The sequence below is a fragment of the Rhizobium laguerreae genome (genome assembly GCF_002008165.1).
Lineage (GTDB): Bacteria > Pseudomonadota > Alphaproteobacteria > Rhizobiales > Rhizobiaceae > Rhizobium > Rhizobium laguerreae.
On record NZ_MRDM01000011.1, the window covers coordinates 222,004 to 239,528 of the forward strand.

General features: G+C 61.7%; 19 protein-coding genes. 11 read left to right on the forward strand and 8 right to left on the reverse strand.

The genetic code is table 11. The features are described from left to right. Positions 1 to 114: 114 nt before the first annotated feature. Complete coding sequence (locus tag BS630_RS13630; protein ID WP_077977878.1) at positions 115 to 855, reverse strand: DUF1223 domain-containing protein; 741 nt, start codon at positions 853 to 855, stop codon at positions 115 to 117. 236 nt (positions 856 to 1,091) lie between these two features. Beyond that, positions 1,092 to 3,782: an aconitate hydratase AcnA gene (acnA, locus tag BS630_RS13635; protein ID WP_077977879.1), complete on the reverse strand. Its 2,691-nt coding sequence runs from the start codon at positions 3,780 to 3,782 to the stop codon at positions 1,092 to 1,094. A gap of 262 nt (positions 3,783 to 4,044) precedes the next feature. On the opposite strand from acnA, the gene ccmA reads away from it, so the two are divergent. Genes ccmA through BS630_RS13660 form a run of 5 tightly spaced genes read left to right on the forward strand, consistent with a single transcriptional unit; the run spans position 4,045 to position 7,001 of the window. Continuing rightward, positions 4,045 to 4,692, forward strand: a complete 648-nt coding sequence (gene ccmA / locus BS630_RS13640) for a heme ABC exporter ATP-binding protein CcmA (protein WP_077977880.1) — start codon at positions 4,045 to 4,047, stop codon at positions 4,690 to 4,692. 52 nt (positions 4,693 to 4,744) lie between these two features. Then, the gene (ccmB, locus tag BS630_RS13645) at positions 4,745 to 5,404 is read left to right on the forward strand and encodes a heme exporter protein CcmB (RefSeq protein ID WP_077977881.1); all 660 of its coding nucleotides are present in this window, start codon (positions 4,745 to 4,747) and stop codon (positions 5,402 to 5,404) included. Positions 5,405 to 5,452: 48 nt separating this feature from the next. After that, positions 5,453 to 6,214, forward strand: coding sequence for a heme ABC transporter permease (locus BS630_RS13650; RefSeq protein WP_077977882.1), 762 nt, complete (start codon positions 5,453 to 5,455; stop codon positions 6,212 to 6,214). A gap of 2 nt (positions 6,215 to 6,216) precedes the next feature. Continuing rightward, on the forward strand, positions 6,217 to 6,396 hold the full coding sequence (gene ccmD / locus BS630_RS13655; protein ID WP_077977883.1) for a heme exporter protein CcmD: 180 nt from the start codon (positions 6,217 to 6,219) through the stop codon (positions 6,394 to 6,396). Then, positions 6,393 to 7,001 (forward strand): DsbE family thiol:disulfide interchange protein, encoded by a 609-nt coding sequence (locus BS630_RS13660; protein WP_077977884.1) that lies wholly within the window; start codon positions 6,393 to 6,395, stop codon positions 6,999 to 7,001. The genes ccmD and BS630_RS13660 overlap by 4 nt, the downstream gene beginning before the upstream one ends. Before the next feature lie 28 nt (positions 7,002 to 7,029). Here the strand turns inward: BS630_RS13660 and BS630_RS13665 are convergent, their stop codons facing one another. The 6 genes from BS630_RS13665 to BS630_RS13690 all read right to left on the reverse strand — a co-directional run bounded on the left by BS630_RS13665 (position 7,030) and on the right by BS630_RS13690 (position 12,463). Next, positions 7,030 to 7,617, reverse strand: coding sequence for a DUF2585 domain-containing protein (locus tag BS630_RS13665; protein ID WP_077977885.1), 588 nt, complete (start codon positions 7,615 to 7,617; stop codon positions 7,030 to 7,032). Continuing rightward, positions 7,614 to 8,258 carry a septation protein A gene (locus tag BS630_RS13670; RefSeq protein ID WP_003543660.1) on the reverse strand — a complete coding sequence of 215 codons (645 nt, stop codon included), beginning with the start codon at positions 8,256 to 8,258 and terminating at the stop codon, positions 7,614 to 7,616. The genes BS630_RS13665 and BS630_RS13670 overlap by 4 nt, the downstream gene beginning before the upstream one ends. A 75-nt stretch (positions 8,259 to 8,333) precedes the next feature. Then, positions 8,334 to 9,929, reverse strand: a complete 1,596-nt coding sequence (gene ftsY / locus BS630_RS13675; protein ID WP_077977886.1) for a signal recognition particle-docking protein FtsY — start codon at positions 9,927 to 9,929, stop codon at positions 8,334 to 8,336. A 16-nt stretch (positions 9,930 to 9,945) separates the two neighbouring features. Further along, positions 9,946 to 11,220: a tRNA (N(6)-L-threonylcarbamoyladenosine(37)-C(2))-methylthiotransferase MtaB gene (mtaB, locus tag BS630_RS13680; protein ID WP_077977887.1), complete on the reverse strand. Its 1,275-nt coding sequence runs from the start codon at positions 11,218 to 11,220 to the stop codon at positions 9,946 to 9,948. After that, positions 11,217 to 12,122, reverse strand: a complete 906-nt coding sequence (gene dapF / locus BS630_RS13685) for a diaminopimelate epimerase (protein WP_077977888.1) — start codon at positions 12,120 to 12,122, stop codon at positions 11,217 to 11,219. The genes mtaB and dapF overlap by 4 nt, the downstream gene beginning before the upstream one ends. Positions 12,123 to 12,238: 116 nt before the next feature. Further along, on the reverse strand, positions 12,239 to 12,463 hold the full coding sequence (locus tag BS630_RS13690; protein ID WP_017962453.1) for a hypothetical protein: 225 nt from the start codon (positions 12,461 to 12,463) through the stop codon (positions 12,239 to 12,241). A gap of 492 nt (positions 12,464 to 12,955) precedes the next feature. On the opposite strand from BS630_RS13690, the gene ffh reads away from it, so the two are divergent. The 6 genes from ffh to rplS all read left to right on the forward strand — a co-directional run bounded on the left by ffh (position 12,956) and on the right by rplS (position 17,448). Then, positions 12,956 to 14,542: a signal recognition particle protein gene (gene ffh, locus BS630_RS13695; RefSeq protein ID WP_065281561.1), complete on the forward strand. Its 1,587-nt coding sequence runs from the start codon at positions 12,956 to 12,958 to the stop codon at positions 14,540 to 14,542. Between the two features lie 16 nt (positions 14,543 to 14,558). Beyond that, positions 14,559 to 14,879 (forward strand): chorismate mutase, encoded by a 321-nt coding sequence (locus BS630_RS13700; RefSeq protein WP_077977889.1) that lies wholly within the window; start codon positions 14,559 to 14,561, stop codon positions 14,877 to 14,879. A gap of 48 nt (positions 14,880 to 14,927) precedes the next feature. Further along, positions 14,928 to 15,296, forward strand: coding sequence for a 30S ribosomal protein S16 (gene rpsP / locus BS630_RS13705; protein ID WP_077977890.1), 369 nt, complete (start codon positions 14,928 to 14,930; stop codon positions 15,294 to 15,296). A 112-nt stretch (positions 15,297 to 15,408) separates the two neighbouring features. Then, positions 15,409 to 15,978, forward strand: coding sequence for a ribosome maturation factor RimM (gene rimM, locus BS630_RS13710; protein WP_029767597.1), 570 nt, complete (start codon positions 15,409 to 15,411; stop codon positions 15,976 to 15,978). After that, a complete protein-coding gene (gene trmD / locus BS630_RS13715; RefSeq protein ID WP_077977891.1) occupies positions 15,978 to 16,679 on the forward strand; it encodes a tRNA (guanosine(37)-N1)-methyltransferase TrmD in 702 nt (233 codons plus the stop codon). The genes rimM and trmD overlap by 1 nt, the downstream gene beginning before the upstream one ends. A gap of 214 nt (positions 16,680 to 16,893) precedes the next feature. Beyond that, the gene (gene rplS / locus BS630_RS13720; RefSeq protein WP_077977892.1) at positions 16,894 to 17,448 is read left to right on the forward strand and encodes a 50S ribosomal protein L19; all 555 of its coding nucleotides are present in this window, start codon (positions 16,894 to 16,896) and stop codon (positions 17,446 to 17,448) included. Positions 17,449 to 17,525: the final 77 nt, after the last annotated feature.

Below are 17,525 nucleotides of genomic sequence, written 5' to 3' on the forward strand. Positions count from 1 at the left end.
TTCCGGTTTGGCGCCAGCGCGCCAAAGGGCCCGGCGGAGCGTATCGACCTTAACCCCAGCCCCGAATACGCTCGGCCGGGCCGCCCGGAACTTCGTCCGTAACCGGACGAAGTGTCAGATATTTTTACCAGCCATCACTACGGTCGCGCCAAGGATCGCAGCCGGATCGCCGTCTGCGGTCGCCGATTGCAGCAGTATGGCGCAGCCCTCGAGCTGCGGCCGCTGCAGGACGCTGGCAGGCAGCGTCAGACTGGTTGCCTTGCCGTCCCACATGCCGACGGTTTCGACATTGGTGACGCTGTGCAGATAAGAAATCTTCTTGCCGCTGTTCTCGCCTTTTTCGACGTCGATCGTCTTTTCCTTATCGAAATAGACCATCACGACATTGGCTTTGCCCTGTCCCGCGCCGATCTTGATCTCCAGCTCGTCGCCCCGCATCGCGGCGCTGATTGGAACGGTCAGCCCATTGCCCTCGCTGCTATAGGTATCGATCTTGCTGTTGATGCCATTCAGATCGGCGCCGGCCAAATGGTCGCGTCCGTTGACGATGGCTTGCGGCGTGTAGACGTTGCTGCGGCCCATCGTCTTGGCATAACCATACTGCCGCTCGGTATTTTCCTTGGAGCTCAACGTATCGGCCCAGCCGAGATAGTTCCAGTAATCGACATGATAGGCGAGCGCGATGACATCGCCCTGGTTCACCAGCTTGCGAAAAGCGGCATCAGCGGGAGGACAGGAGGAGCAGCCCTGCGACGTGAAGAGTTCGACGACACCTTTCGGCGTGCCGTCTTCGGCCTGCAGCGGGCCCGAGAGAACAACGCCGGCGATTAGCGGAATCAAAAAACGGGGGGACATTCACCTGCACCTCTTTTTCAGCGCCGACGGCATGTTTGAACCGGCGGCCCTGACATATGAACGTACGAATAATCCTTCCGGGTCCAAACGAAAAGTCACGAACGGGTGAGACGAAGCTCGACAGGAACTTGCGCAAAACAAATCATCGTGAGCCCGTCCAAATACTACCGTCGCACCAAAGAAAAGCCGCCGGAGATTGCTCTCCGGCGGCTATTATCAAACAAGTCTCTTAAAAATCAGGCAGCGAGATCGCGCAGAACCGTCTGCAGGATGCCGCCATTGTTGAGGTAGATCACCTCGTCGAGCGTATCGACGCGCGACAGCAGCGGAACCTCCTTCACGGCGCCGTCGCCATAGGTGATCCTGGCGATCTTCTTCTCGCGCGGCTTGATCTTTTCCAGGCCTTCGATGGTGACGAGTTCATCGCCCTTGAGGCCGAGGCTCTGCCAGGTCGTGCCCTCTTCGAAGACGAAGGGGATGATGCCCATGCCGACCAGGTTCGAACGATGGATGCGCTCGAAGGACTGAGCGATCACTGCCTTGACGCCGAGCAGGTTGGTGCCCTTGGCAGCCCAGTCGCGCGAGGAGCCGTTGCCGTATTCGACACCGGCGAAGATGACGAGCGGCACGCTTTCCTGCTTGTACTGCATCGCCGCGTCGTAGATCGAGGTCTCTTCCTTCGACGGGTAATGGATGGTGTAGCCACCTTCCTTGCCATTTGGGCCGAGCATGTGGTTGCGGATGCGGATATTGGCGAAGGTGCCGCGCATCATCACTTCATGGTTGCCGCGGCGCGTGCCGTACTGGTTGAAGTCGGCAACGGCGACGTCATGGCCGATGAGGTAGGCGCCGGCCGGCGAAGCCGCTTTGATCGAACCGGCCGGCGAGATGTGGTCGGTGGTGATCTTGTCACCGAACAGGCCAAGGACGCGGGCGCCCTTGATGTCGGAGACGCCGGTCCCCTTTTTGCCCATGCCGACGAAGTAGGGCGGGTTCTGCACATAGGTCGAATCATCGTCCCAGGCATAGGTCTGACCCGGCGGGACCTGGACGGCCTGCCAGTTGACGTCACCCTTGAAGACGTCGGCATATTTGCTTTCGTAGAGTTCGCGGGTCACATATTTCAGGATGAATTCCTGGACTTCCTTCGAAGTCGGCCAGATGTCCTTGAGATAAACAGGATTGCCGCTCTGGTCCTCGCCGATCGGCTCCTTGGTCAGATCCATCTGCACCGTACCGGCAAGCGCATAAGCGACGACGAGCGGCGGAGATGCGAGGTAGTTCGCCTGCACGTCGGGCGAGATGCGGCCTTCGAAGTTACGGTTGCCGGAGAGAACGCCGGAAACGATAAGGCCCTTGTCGTTGATCGTCTTCGAGATCGGCGCCGGCAGCGGGCCGGAATTGCCGATGCAGGTGGTGCAGCCGAAGCCGACGAGGTTGAAGCCAAGCTTGTCGAGATCGGCCTGCAGGCCCGACTTGGCGAGATATTCGCCGACGACTTGGCTTCCCGGTGCCAGCGAGGTCTTCACCCACGGCTTCGTCTTCAGGCCCTTGGCAACGGCGTTGCGGGCAAGAAGGCCGGCGGCGATCAGCACTGACGGGTTGGAAGTGTTGGTGCACGACGTGATGGCAGCGATCGCCACGTCGCCGTGGCCGAGATCGAAGTCGGTGCCTTCAACCGCATAGCGGTTATTCAACTGGCCGGGCTTCTTGTAGTCGGCCTCCATGGAGCCGGCAAAACCGGTCGCGATGTTCTCAAGCGAAATGCGGCCTTCCGGACGCTTCGGGCCGGCCATCGACGGCACGACGTCGCTAAGATCGAGTTCCAGCGTATCGGTGAAGACGAGCTCGGAGCCGTCGCCTTCGCGCCACATCCCTTGCGCCTTCGAATAGGCTTCGACGAGGGCGATCCGGTCATGTGTGCGGCCGGACATGGTAAGGTAGTTGATGGTTTCGCCGTCGACCGGGAAGAAGCCGCAGGTGGCGCCATATTCCGGGCCCATGTTGCCGATCGTCGCGCGGTCGGCGAGCGGCATGTTGTCCATGCCCGGACCGAAAAATTCGACGAACTTCGAAACGACGCCCTTCTTGCGCAGCATCTGCACGACGGTGAGAACGAGGTCGGTCGCCGTGACGCCTTCCTTGAGCTTGCCGGTCAGCTTGAAGCCGATGACTTCGGGCAGCAGCATCGAGACCGGCTGGCCGAGCATCGCAGCTTCCGCTTCGATACCGCCCACACCCCAGCCGAGAACGCCGAGACCGTTGATCATCGTCGTGTGGCTGTCGGTGCCGACGCAGGTATCCGGATAGGCGATCGTCTCGCCGTCCTCTTCCTTGGTCCAGACGGTCTGGCCGAGATATTCGAGATTGACCTGATGACAGATACCGGTGCCGGGAGGCACGACGCGGAAATTCTTGAAGGCCTGCTGGCCCCACTTCAGGAAGCGGTAGCGCTCGCCGTTGCGCTGGTATTCGAGTTCCACATTCCTGGCGAAAGCCTGCGGCGTGCCGAATTCGTCGACGATGACGGAGTGGTCGATGACGAGATCGACGGGAACGAGCGGGTTGATCTTCTCAGGATCGCCGCCGAGCGACACCATCGCGTCGCGCATCGCGGCAAGATCGACGACGGCCGGAACGCCGGTGAAGTCCTGCATCAGCACGCGCGCCGGGCGATAGGCGATTTCGTTTTCGACCGCACCCTTGTTGTTCAGCCATTCGGCAACGGCCAGGATGTGCTCCTTGGTGACCGACTGGCCGTCTTCGAAGCGCAGCAGGTTTTCGAGCAGCACCTTCATCGAATAGGGAAGCTTCGACACGCCGGCCAGACCGTTTGCCTCAGCCTTGGGCAGGCTGTAATAGACATAGTCCTTCCCGTTGACGGAAAGCGTGGAACGACAATTGAAACTGTCAAGAGATTTAGACACGAGATACCCCGTTTCTGATAGCCAACACAGTCGTGCGAACGCCTATGCACTTAATGCACATCAGGATGCGGGTACGGCCATTTCCGCTGTCCGCACGTGGAACAGACGCTCCAAGTTCGGCGCAAGGATGAAATTCACGCCGACCGCTGGCGTGGTTGCAGGTCTTATAGATAATTTCCTAAAAACTTGCCATACCCGAGCACAGTCAAAATCGGACATTTTTTGACCCCGCCGCTAGCCGAAACCAAGAAAGAGCCGACGCATGCATCTCACCGCCGAAAATCTGGCTGCAAGGCGCGGTGAAGATCTTCTTTTCGTTAACATTTCCTTTCACTTGGCGGCCGGCGAGGCGCTTGTCCTCACGGGGAAAAATGGATCGGGTAAGTCCACTTTATTGCGTGTCGTCGCCGGCCTCCTCAGGCCAGAAAAAGGCACTGTCATATTTCACGGCGAAGAGAGCCCGGAAGGCAGGCCCCCCGGGGAAGTCAGCCACTACCTCGGCCATCGAAATGCGATGAAGAATGAACTTACGGTTGCAGAAAACCTCGATTTCTGGCGCGCCTTTCTCGGCAATGCAGGCTCCGCCGCCGGCCTTTCCGTCGAGGACGCCACTGATGCCGTCGGTCTTTCCGGCATCACCCACCTTCCCTTCGGTTATCTCTCCGCCGGCCAGCAGCGCCGGATAGCCTTCGCCAAACTGCTCGTCGCCCACCGGCCGATCTGGATCCTCGACGAACCGACCGCAGCCCTCGATACCAGCGCCGACCGGCTGTTTGCCGATTTGATTGGAGCGCATCTGGAAAAGGGCGGCATCGTGCTGGCGGCGACGCATCAGCCGCTGGGGTTGAGGAATGCGCAGGAACTGAAGATGACGGGCTTTGCCGGCGTGGATGCGGGGGTGTGGGGGTGATGCTTTTCGACGTAGCTACCCCGTCCACCGCACATGCAGAAAGCCGCCCCGCATGACCGCCCTCTTCCTCCGTGACCTGAAGCTCTCGATTCTCGCTGGCGGCGGCGCGCTGATAGGCGTGCTGTTCTTCCTGACCATCGTCGCCGTCATTCCCTTCGGCGTCGGTCCCGATCTCAAACTGCTGTCGCGTATCGGCCCCGCCATCGTCTGGATCGGCGCCCTGCTCGCCGCCCTTCTCGGCCTCGACCGCCTGTTCCAGGCCGAGCGCGATGACGGATCGCTCGACCTGATGCTGATGCAGGAAACGCCGCTCGTTCTCACCGTGCTGGTCAAATGCTTCGCCCATTGGACGGCCACCAGCCTGCCGCTGGTCATCGCCTCGCCGCTGCTCGGCCTCTTCATGAATATGGACGAGACGGCGATCGGCGCGACCATGCTGACGCTGCTGGTCGGCTCGCCCGCCATCACCTTCATCGGCGCCGTGGGTGCCGCCGTTGCCGTGGCGCTGCCCCGCGGCGGCCTGCTGGTTTCGATCCTCGTGCTGCCGCTGACCATCCCGGTGCTGATCTTCGGCGTCAGCGCCACCTATGCCGCAGTCGAGAATCCTGCCCCCTTCCTGCCGCCCTTCCTGATCCTCATTGCGCTGACACTCTTCTTCGCGGTCATCGGCCCGGCAGCCGCCGCCCTGGCGCTGCGAAACACAGCGGATTGATGGGCCATTCGATTGCGGGAAAAGCCGGATCAAGGTAAGGAAGCGGACATGAGCGAAACGAGCCTTGCCATCAGCAAATTCAGTGATCTCGCCAATCCGACGCGGTTTCTGGCGCTGGCGGCGCGCGCCGTTCCGTGGCTGGCTGGCATCACCACCCTCTGTTTCGCGGTCGGCCTCTATCTGAGCTTCGCCACCGAAGGCGATTACCAGCAGGGCGAGACCGTGCGCATCATGTATGTCCATGTCCCCTCGGCCTGGCTTTCGATGATGTGCTATACGATTATGAGCCTCTCGGCGATCGGTACGCTGGTCTGGCGCCATCCGCTGGCCGATGTCTCCGCCAAGGCCGCAGCCCCGCTCGGCGCCGCCTTTACCCTGCTTGCACTCGTCACCGGCTCGCTCTGGGGCAAGCCGATGTGGGGCACCTGGTGGGTCTGGGATGCGCGGCTGACCTCCGTCTTCGTTCTCTTCCTGATGTATCTCGGGCTGATTGCGCTCGGCCGTGCCATCGACGATCCGTCGAAGGCCGCGCGCGTCAGCGCCGTGCTCATCCTCGTCGGCTTCGTCAACATCCCGATCATCAAATTCTCCGTCGAGTGGTGGAATACGCTGCACCAGTCGGCAAGCGTGCTGCGCCTCGACGGCCCGGCGATTGATCCGGAATTCCTGCGGCCGCTCCTCGTCATGGCGATCGCCTTCACCCTGCTCTTCTTCACGCTGCACATCATGGCGATGAGGAACGAGATCTGGCGCCGCCGCATTGCCGCCCAGCGCCGTCTTGCCGCTCGCATGGCGAGCCGGGAGGAATAGCCGTGACGCAAGCCTTCTACGTCTACGCCTCCTATGGCTTTGCAGCCCTGGTGACGATCGCCGTCACGGCCTGGACCTGGGTCGATGGCCGCGCCCGCCGCAGGGAACTCGCCGCCCTTGAGGCTGGCGGCATTCGCCGTCGTTCGGCGCGGCCCAAGGACAGTGTGGGGGATGGCGAATGAACGACACGCCGGAAAACACCGCCGCCAAGCCGCGCGGGCTGAGCCGTTACGCATTGGCGCTGCTGCCGCTCGTCGTCTTCGGCGGCATTGCGGCCACGGCCGCAAAGATGCTCTACGACCAGGATTTCCATGGCAAGAACATCGCCGAAATTCCCTCCGCCCTGATCGGCACCAAGGCGCCGGCGCTGAACCTGCCGCCGCTCGACGGCGCCAACCTGCCGGCGCTGACCGATGTCGCAATCAAGGGCAAGCTGACCCTCGTCAACGTCTTCGCCTCATGGTGCCTCCCCTGCCGGGACGAACATCCGCTATTGAAAGAACTGGCAAAAGACGGACGGCTGAACATCGTCGCCATCAATTACAAGGACCAGAACGACAATGCCCTGCGTTTCCTCGGCGAGCTCGGCAACCCCTTTCGGGCGATCGGCATCGATCCGAACGGCAAGGCAGCGATCGACTGGGGTGTCTACGGCATTCCGGAAAGCTACCTGGTCGGGCCTGACGGCACGATCCTCTACAAGCGCGTCGGCCCCTTCGACGATATCAGCCTGAAGGAAGGGCTTTTTCCAGCGATGGAAAAGGCGCTCGGCAAGCCGGTCTCTTAATGAGGCGTCTTATCAGGACAAAGAAGCCCTACACCCCACCCTGCCAGACCTTGATCGCCTCCACCGGCCAGATCAGCATCACGACATTCAGCGTCAGGTTGTCGCGGATTATGTAGCCGGTGAAAATCTCGAAGAAGATGGCGATCGCAACCGTGAGCGCCACCGGTGCGCGCCGCGCGAAGAAGAAGCCGACGCACATGAAGACGGTGTCCATCGCCGAATTCAGAATGCTGTCGCCGTAATAATCGAGCGCGATCGTCGCCGTGCGGTAGCGGTCGATGATGAGAGGTGAATTTTCAAGCAGCTCCCAGCCGGATTCGATGACGAGCGCCAGCAGCAGCCTTGCCGCCAACGGCTTGCCGCGCAGGATGAGATGCGCGAGGCCGTAAAACAGGAAGCCGTGGATAATGTGCGACGGCGTGTACCAATCCGACAGATGCTGCGAATTGCCGCTGGTATTGACCCCGCCCTCCCACAGTTTGACAGTGCCGCAGGCGCAGATCGGCACGCGGCCCATCATATATTCGGCGGCGATCTGAATGATCAGCACCGCAAGGCAGGCGACAAACCAGAAGTTCTGGTGTCTTACGCGAGATTCTACGTCGACAGCGCTCACTTCTCGCCTTCCGTTTCCAGGTTGACGCTATGTTTCAGCACCAGCGGCATCTGCGCCAGCGTGAAGATGATGGTGATCGGCATCGTGCCCCAGACCTTGAAAGCGACCCAGGTACCGTCGGAAAAATTGCGCCAGACGACTTCGTTCAGCACGGCGAGGAAGAGAAAGAAGATGCCCCAGCGGATGGTGAGTTTACGCCAGCCCTCGGCATCGAGCTGGAAGGCGGCGTTGAAGACATAGCCGAGCAGCGACTTGCCGAAGGCCAACCCGCCGAGCAGCGCCACCCCGAAGAGCGCGTTGACGATGGTCGGCTTCATCTTGATGAAGGTCTCGTTCTGCAACCAGATCGACAGCGAGCCGAAGATGACGACGACGATGCCTGATACAAAAGGCATGATCGGCAGATGGCCGAGCACGATCTTCGAAACGATCAGCGAGATGATCGTCGCCGCCATGAAGAGGCCGGTCGCGACGAACAGCGGTCCGCCCAATTCGGAAAGAGCGGGAAAAGTTTCCACCAGCCACTGGCCGCGCAGATTGGCGAAGAAGAAGATCATCAGCGGCCCGAGTTCCAGCGCCAGTTTCAGCAGCGGATGATGCCGGTCGGCAGCAGACGGGGTGATATCGCTTTCGGTGCTCATGCGTTCTTCAAACCTGTTTTCCTGGAAACTGTTTCCGGCCGTGCCCTGCAGGCCTTCGGCGGCATATCTGTGGCATCATTGCCCAAGTCCGGCAATGGCATGGGCAAAATCCTCGGCCTCGAACGGCTCCAGATCCTCGACACCCTCGCCGACGCCGATGAAATAGACCGGCAGCTTGTGTTTGGCGGAGATGGCGACGAGAATGCCGCCGCGCGCCGTGCCGTCGAGCTTGGTCATGATCAGCCCGTTGACGCCGGCGACGTTGCGGAAGATCTCGACCTGGCTGAGCGCGTTCTGCCCCGTCGTGGCATCGAGCGTCTGCAGCACGGTATGCGGCGCGTCGGGATCGAGTTTTCCGAGCACGCGCACGATCTTCTCGAGCTCGGCCATCAGCTCTGCCTTGTTCTGCAGGCGGCCGGCGGTATCGACGATCAGCACGTCGCATTTTTTTGCCTTTGCCTGTTCGAAGGCATCATAGGCAAGGCCGGCGGCATCGGCGCCGAGCTTGGTGCCGATGAATTCGGATTTCGTCCGGTCGGCCCAGATTTTCAGCTGCTCGATCGCCGCCGCCCGGAAAGTATCGCCGGCGGCCAGCATCACCTTCAGCCCGGCGCCGGAAAGCTTTGCCGCAAGCTTGCCGATCGTCGTCGTCTTTCCCGTTCCGTTGACGCCGACGACGAGGATGACATGCGGCTTGTGCGAGAGGTCGAGCTGCAGCGGCTTGGCGACCGGCTTCAGCACCTTGGCGATTTCCGACGCCATGATCCGGGTGACATCCTCGCCGGTGACATCCTTGCCATAGCGCTCAGAAGCAAGCGTGTCGGTGACGCGCATGGCGGTCTCGACACCGAGATCGGCCTGGATCAGCAGGTCCTCGAGATCCTGCAGCGTCTCGTCATCGAGCTTGCGCTTGGTGAAGAGCGCGGTGATCTGGCCGGTCAGCTGCGAAGAGGTGCGTGCAAGGCCATTACGCAGGCGCTGGAACCAGCTGAGTTTTGGCTGCAGGACAACGGGCTCCGGCTCGACCACCTTCGGGCCGGTGGCGAAGCCTTTGGGGAGGACGGGAGATTGAGGTTTCGGTTCTGCCGCGGGGCTACCCCCCTCTGCCCTGCCGGGCATCTCCCCCACAGGTGGGGAGATTGGCTGGGAGGACGATTCCAGCCCTACATTATCCTCAGCTGGAATCTCTTCCGGCTCAGTCGGAATCTCTTCCGTAAGCTTTTCAATGACGTCTTCGAGGTCATCCGGCTGTTCCGGCGCATCGGTCTCCAAATGATCTCCCCCCTTGTGGGGGAGATGTCCCGGAGGGACAGAGGGGGGTATTCCCGCAACGATATCGACAGGCGCCTGGATTTCGGCCTGCACCTCCACTGCCGCCTCGGCTTCCAGCAATGAGAGCGGCACGACACCCAGATCGCTCAATTGGTCGGCGGCGGGCAGGATTGCGGATTCGACATCATCGTCAGCAACCGCTGCTTCGACCCCGCCCTCGTCAATATCGGCAGCCGGCCCACCGGCCGTATCCATTTCCTCGGCCAGCACCGGATCGTCAGCAACCGGCAGATCTTCGTCACGCGAACGCGGCTCCAGCTCCCTTTCCACGGCCGCAGGCACAGGTTCTTCAGCCGGCTTGCCGAAGGTGAAGACCTTTTTGATGAAACTGAGCGCCATGGGGATTCCGTGAAAGTCAGGCCGCGGCTGCGGCCGTCAATTGCATGTCGAGATGTTTGCCATTGTGGCCGGTGATCGTGACCGGCACAAGTTCGCCTGGACGAAGGCCGGGGGCAGCGACCAGCGTGAAGTTCTCCGTATGCGCCAGGCCGTTGTTTTCAACAAGCAGCCATTGCCGGGTTCCGATCATCCGATCGAGATGGGACTGATACAGCATATGTCCAGCGGCGCGTAGCCTTGCGGCGCGATCCTTGACCAGCGACCGGTCGAGCTGCGGCATGCGGGCGGCCGGTGTGCCGGGACGCGGACTGTAGGGGAAGACATGCAGATGGGCGATGCCAGCCTCTTCGGCCAGCTTCACGGCATTGTCGAACATGTCTTCGGTTTCGGTGGGAAAGCCGGCAATCATATCGGCGCCGAAGCTTATCTCGGGGCGGAGGCGGCGCGCATCCTCGATGAAACGCAACGCATCGGCGCGTAAATGCCGGCGCTTCATGCGCTTCAGGATCATGTCGTCGCCATGCTGCAGCGACAGATGCAGATGCGGCATGAAACGTGGCTCGTCGGCGATGAGATCCATCAGGTGGGCGTCGGCCTCGATGCTGTCGATCGAGGAAAGCCTGAGCCGGCGGATATCGGGGATCTGCTTCAGCAGCGTCTTCGCCAAAAGCCCGAGCGTCGGGGCGCCCGGCAGATCGCCGCCATAACTGGTGGCATCGACGCCGGTCAGCACGATCTCGCAATAACCGCCGTCGACGAGATTGCGGGCCTGATCGACGACGGCTCCCATCGGTACGGAGCGGGAATTGCCGCGGCCATAGGGAATGATGCAGAAAGTGCAGCGATGGTCGCAGCCATTCTGCACCTGGATGAAGGCGCGCACATGGCCGTCGATATGCCTGACCATCTGCGGCGCCGTCGCCTTGACGCTCATGATGTCGTTGACCCGGAGCTTCTCTTCGGCCGAAACGCCGAAATCCGGCAGGCCGCGATAGGAGGCGCTCGTCAGCTTCTCCTCGTTGCCGAGCACGGCATCGACCTCCGCCATCGCGGCGAAGGTCTGCTTTTCCGTCTGCGCGGCGCAGCCGGTGACGATGATGCGGGCATGCGGATTGTCGCGCCGTGCCCGGCGGATCGCCTGGCGGGCCTGGCGCACGGCCTCGCCGGTCACGGCACAGGTGTTGACCAGGATGGCGTTGTTGAGCCCGGCCTTCTCAGCCTGCGCCTTCATCACTTCGGATTCATATGTGTTGAGGCGGCAGCCGAAGGTAATGACCTCGATGCCGCTCACTGCGCCTCCGCCTCTCGGATACCATCGCGCGCCCAGAGACCGGTCGAAGGATCGAGCCTGCCCGACCATTCCCATTCGGCCGGGCCGGTCATGATCACATGATCGTCGTGCTCGCGCCATTCGATGGAAAGCGTGGCCGGCGGCTTGGCGCTTGCCACATTGTTCGTCACCTTGCGGCCGGTGCGGCCGGTGCGCGCAGCACTGACGGCAGCAGAACAGGCAGCCGAGCCGCAGGCAAGCGTCAGCCCCGCGCCGCGCTCCCAGGTGCGCGTCGTCACCGATGTCGGCGACGTCACCTGCGCCAGCGTGATATTGGCGCGCTCGGGAAACATCGGATGGTTTTCGAGCAGCGGTCCGAAGCGGGCGAGATCATAGGACATCACGTCCCTGTCCACCCAGAAGATCGCATGCGGATTGCCCATCGACATCACTGAGGGCGAATGCAGCACCGGCTTGTCGATCGGGCCGATCTGCAACTCGATGCGGCTGGTGTCGTGGAATTCTTCCGCCAGCGGGATCCTGTCCCAATCGAACACCGGCCGGCCCATATCGACCGAGATCGTCCCGTCCTCGTGCTCGACGGCGTTGAGGATGCCGGCGACCGTCTGGAAGGTAAAGACCTTCCTGCCGGTCTCGGCGGCAAGCGCCTGCACGACGCAGCGTGTGCCGTTGCCGCAGGCCTGCGCCTTCGAGCCATCGGAATTCAGGATATCGATGAAGGCATCGGTGCCGTCGGCCTTCGGATCATGGATCGCCATGATCTGATCGAACTCAGTCTGCGGATCGGCATTGAGCGCGACCGCCGCCGCCGGCGTCACCTTGTCCGGCCGACCGCGCATGTCGACGACCAGGATCTTGTTGCCAAGCCCGTTCATCCTCGCAAATTCGACCGTTGCGCTCATGGGTACCATTCCGTCTGTCTTTCCGGTGTATATGGCGGAAATGCGAAGGAATTACCAGTGGGTGAGTGCCGGGCAGGCGTTGCGGCACGCTGACCTTCGAGGCAGCGGTTCGGCTTTTACCGCTGCGCACCGTCGGGATCGAAGGATGCAGCGTGGGCTTCGACAATCGCTGCGGTGATGACCTTTCTCAGCTCGTAAACCAGCGAACGGGACCGCTTGCGATCCAGATCCTGTGCCGCCTTCGCCAGATTCAGGCCTTCGTTCAGGACAATATGATGGGCCCGCGCCAGCGCCCAGCTCTCAATATCAGCATTTAGCATTCGATATCTCCGCCGATTCATTCGGCATCAAGGATATTCACGAATCATTTTACAGGACGCACTTAAGTAGAAAGTAGAATCATAAGCACAATAATTTGCAACTGGCGTTGACAGCGAATTCGGCCGCCGGAGTGGCAATATTTATCGGCAAAACCTGAAACGCTGGCGGATTGCGCAAGCCAATACATCACTTTGTTTGAGTATGTACTTTTGCTGCAACCGTTAGATGAAACACTGCCGACCTCTCGTCAAACGCTTCTGAGAAGTCGGTCATGCGGTCATTTGTCCGCATTGCCTTGACTTTCGCGCGGCTTTCCTGTTTATCGCGCCCAATCCGCGACGAGCCACATGACTCCGAGCCGCCGACCGGGACTTAGAGATCCCGGAGGTCAACACCCGACAGCGCGATGCGCCCTCGGGTGCTTTTTGGCTTTGCGTCTTGTTTTCGTCAAGGAAAAGCACGACGTTTCCGGGCATATCCCAACCTGCCCGAAACGTATCAAGGAAGAGCCGATGTTTGAAAACCTCCAGGACCGTCTTGGATCCATTCTGAATGGACTGACAGGCCGTGGCGCGCTTTCGGAAGCCGATGTTTCCGCAGCGCTGCGCGAGGTTCGCCGTGCGTTGCTGGAGGCCGATGTCGCGCTCGACGTCGTGCGTTCCTTCACCGACCGCGTGCGTGAAAAGGCCGTCGGCGCCGAGATCCTGAAGTCGATCAAGCCCGGCCAGATGGTCGTCAAGATCGTGCATGACGAACTGATCGAGATGCTGGGCGGCGAAGGGGTCGGCATCGATCTGCATGCACCGGCCCCCGTCGTCGTCATGATGGTCGGCCTGCAGGGCTCCGGCAAGACGACGACGTCGGCGAAGATCGCCCATCGCCTGTCGACGCGCGAGAAGAAGAAGGTGCTGATGGCGTCGCTCGACACGCGCCGTCCGGCAGCCCAGGAGCAGCTTCGCCAGCTCGGCGCGCAGGCCAATATCGACACGCTGCCGATCATATCAGGCCAGTCGCCGACCGATATCGCTGCCCGCGCCGTGCAGGCGGCCAAGCTCGGCGGCCATGACGTCGTCATCCTCGATACCGCCGGCCGCACGCATATCGACGAGCCCTTGATGGTCGAGATGGCCGACATCAAGAAGCGGTCGAACCCGCATGAAATCCTGCTGGTCGCCGACAGCCTCACCGGCCAGGACGCCGTCAACCTCGCCCGCAGTTTTGACGAACGCGTCGGCATCACCGGTCTGGTGCTGACCCGCATGGACGGCGATGGCCGCGGCGGTGCAGCCCTTTCGATGCGGGCGGTCACTGGCAAGCCGATCAAACTGATCGGCGTCGGCGAGAAGATGAGCGAGCTGGAGGAATTCCATCCTCGCCGCATCGCCGACCGCATCCTCGGCATGGGCGACATCGTCTCGCTCGTCGAGCGCGCGTCCGAAAACATCGACGCCGAGAAGGCGGCGGCCATGGCCGCCAAGATGGCCAAGGGCAAGTTCGACCTCGACGACCTGGCCGACCAGCTGCGCCAGATGCAGAAGATGGGCGGCATGGGCGGTATCATGGGCATGATGCCCGGCATGGCCGGCATGAAGGACAAGATGGCCGCAGCCGGCCTCGACGATAAGCTTTTCGGTCGCCAGATCGCCATCATCCAGTCGATGACCAAGGCCGAGCGCACCAATCCCGACCTGCTCAAGCATTCGCGCAAGAAGCGCATCGCCGCCGGCTCCGGCACCGATGCCGCCGCCATCAACAAGCTTCTGAAGATGCACCGCCAGATGGCGGACATGATGAAGATGATGGGCGGCAAAGGCAAAGGCGGCATGATGAAGCAGATGATGGGCGGCCTTGCCGGCAAGATGGGGCTCGGCGGCGGCATGGGCGGCATGGGTGGCGGCATGCCCGATCTCTCGAATATCGATCCCCGGCAGCTCGAGGCCTTGCAGAAGCAGGCGGAAGCGGCGGGGCTTGGAAAACCGGGTGGGGGTATGCCCGGTCTCGGCGGTCTGCCGGGTGGTTTGTCGGGCCTCGGCGGCGCCAAGCTGCCGGGCCTTGGCGGTGGTTTCCCGGGTTTGCCCGGATTGCCCAAGAAGAAGTGAAAGGATCGCTTGCCCCATGATTGATCCAAACGTCAAAACCCAGCTTGCGAGCTATCGTCAGTCGATCGACAATATCGATGCCGCTCTCGTGCACATGCTTGCCGAACGCTTCCGCTGCACCAAAGAGGTCGGCGTGCTGAAGGCCAAATACAATTTGCCGCCGGCCGACCCGGCGCGCGAGGAATACCAGATCGAACGCCTTCGCCAGCTGGCGAAAGCTGCCAATCTGGACCCGGATTTCGCCGAGAAGTTCCTGAACTTCGTCATCAAGGAAGTCATCCGGCATCATGAGCAGATCGCTGCGGATCACGCTGAACAGAGCACTGCAGCCCGATAACCGTACCGCTCGAGAAAGCGGTCAAGAAAAGCCCAAGGAGTAAAGAACATGGCACTGAAAATTCGTCTCGCCCGCGGTGGTTCCAAGAAGCGCCCGTACTACCACGTCGTTCTCGCCGATGCGCGCAGCCCGCGTGACGGCCGCTTCCTCGAAAACCTCGGTTCCTGGAACCCGATGCTTGCCAAGGATGATGAGAAGCGCGTTCAGCTGAACGCCGAGCGCATCAAGCACTGGATCGAACACGGCGCCCAGCCGACCGACCGCGTTCTGCGCTTCCTCGACGAGGCAGGCGTTGCCAAGCGCGAAGCCAAGAACAACCCGGTCAAGGCAAAGCCCGGCAAGCGCGCCCAGGAACGCACCGCCGAAAAGGCTCAGAAGGTCGCCGACGCTGCTGCTGCCGCCGACGCCGCGGAATAATCGCGACACTCCTTCGAGCGGGCGGCATGGCGACATGCCGCCCGTTTTCGTTTCCAATCGCACGCACTTCGTTTATGAGAAACCTGTCTTTCGGCTTCACATGAAGGAACCCATGACCAAGCTTGAAAACCCCGTTCTGATGGCGACGATCGGTGGCGCGCAAGGCCTCCGGGGCGAGGTGCGCGCCAAGGCCTATACGGCCGATCCCGGCGCGCTTGGCGACTACGGCCATCTGCACAGCATGGACGGCCGCAGCTTCGAAGTCCTCGAAATCCGCGAGATGAAGAATGTGGTCGTCGTCCGTTTCCGCGGCGTCAACGACCGCAATGCCGCCGAGGCCCTGAACGGGCTTGAACTCTATATCGAGCGGGACAATCTGCCGGACGAGGAGCTGGAGGACGACGAGTTCTACTATGCCGATCTCGAAGGGCTCGAAGCGCGCGACGACAAGGGTGTCAGCTATGGCACAGTCACCGGGGTCTTCGATTTCGGCGCCGGCGACCTGCTGGAACTCAAAGGTCCGGGCAAGCGCCCGGTGCTGATCCCCTTCTCCGAAGCCTCGGTGCTGGAGATCGACCTCGAGGCCGGCACGCTGCTGATCGATCCGCTGGCGGCGGGTCTGGTCGACGATCCCGAAGAGCTTTCGAAATTCACTCCCGACAAGCCGAAAAAGAAGAAGTAATGGCTTTCCGGGCGAGCGTGCTGACACTTTATCCGGAAATGTTTCCGGGGCATCTGGGCTTCTCGCTCGCCGGCAAGGCGATGGAGCGGGGACAATGGTCGCTGGACACGGTGCAGATTCGCGACTTCGCCACCGACAGACACCGCACCGTCGACGACACCCCGGCAGGCGGCGGCGCCGGCATGGTGCTGAAACCAGACATTCTCGCCCGCGCGATCGACAGCGCCTCAGAAAACGATACCCGCCCGCGGCTGCTGATGAGCCCGCGCGGACGGCCGCTGACGCAGGAGCGTGTGCGCGTGCTCGCGGCGGGCGACGGCGTCATCATCGTCTGCGGCCGCTTCGAGGGCGTCGACCAGCGGGTGATCGAGGCGCGCGGACTGGAAGAGGTCTCGATCGGCGACTGCGTGCTGTCAGGCGGCGAGCCGGCGGCGCTGATCGTGCTCGATGCCATCATCCGCATCCTGCCTGGTGTCATGGGCAACGATCTTTCCGGCCTGCACGAAAGCTTTGAAGGCGGACTGCTGGAACATCCGCATTATACCCGGCCGCAGGAATGGGAAGGCCGGGAAATCCCCGCGATCCTCGCCTCGGGCAACCACGGCGCGATCGAGAAATGGCGGCATCAGGAAGCGGTGCGGCTGACGCAGGAGCGGCGGCCGGATCTGCTGGAAAAGGCCAAAAGCAAGAAAAACGGCTGATTTCGCAGCCCTTTTCACAAAAATGCCGTCCAAGGGATGACAAGCCCTGGCCTTTCGTGTATTGGCGCACGCGGAAATGGGGTTTATCCCCGTCTGCCAGCAAACAAAGAATGGCGAATCCGCTCCCGCCCTTGATGGGCAAAGTCCTGAGGCCAGTTCCGAAGGATCAGTGTCGAGCGCTCTGGCTGTTTCAGAAGAACCAAAGGTTAAGACGATGAACATCATTCAGCAGCTTGAGGCCGAACAGGCCGCCAAGATCGAAGCCAAGCGCACGCTTCCCGAATTTTCCCCCGGCGACACTGTCCGCGTCAACGTCAAGGTCACGGAAGGCACCCGTACCCGCGTTCAGGCCTATGAAGGCGTCTGCATCGCCCGCTCGGGCGGCGGCCTGCAGGAAAACTTCACCGTCCGCAAGATCTCCTACGGTGAAGGCGTCGAGCGCGTATTCCCGGTCTACTCGCCGATGATCGAAAGCGTCGACGTCGTTCGCCGCGGTAAGGTCCGTCGCGCCAAGCTCTATTACCTGCGCGACCGTCGCGGCAAGTCTGCCCGTATCGTTGAAGACACCGGCGTTCGCGCCCGCAAGCTCAACGACGCCGAGCGCGCCGCCATTGCCGAGGAAAAGGCACGCATCGAAGCTGAAAAGGTGGCAGCAGCTCAGGCGCTCGCCGCCGAGAGGGCAGCAGCAGAAGCTGCGGAAGCCAAGGCTGCCGCTGAAAAGGCCGCCGCAGAAGCAGCCGCCGCTGCAGCGGAACCGGCAGCAGAATAAGATCTGCGCCACGCAAAATTCTTTGCTTGGAAAGGCGGCCTTCGGGTCGCCTTTTCTATTTTTTGCTTCGGTGCGCA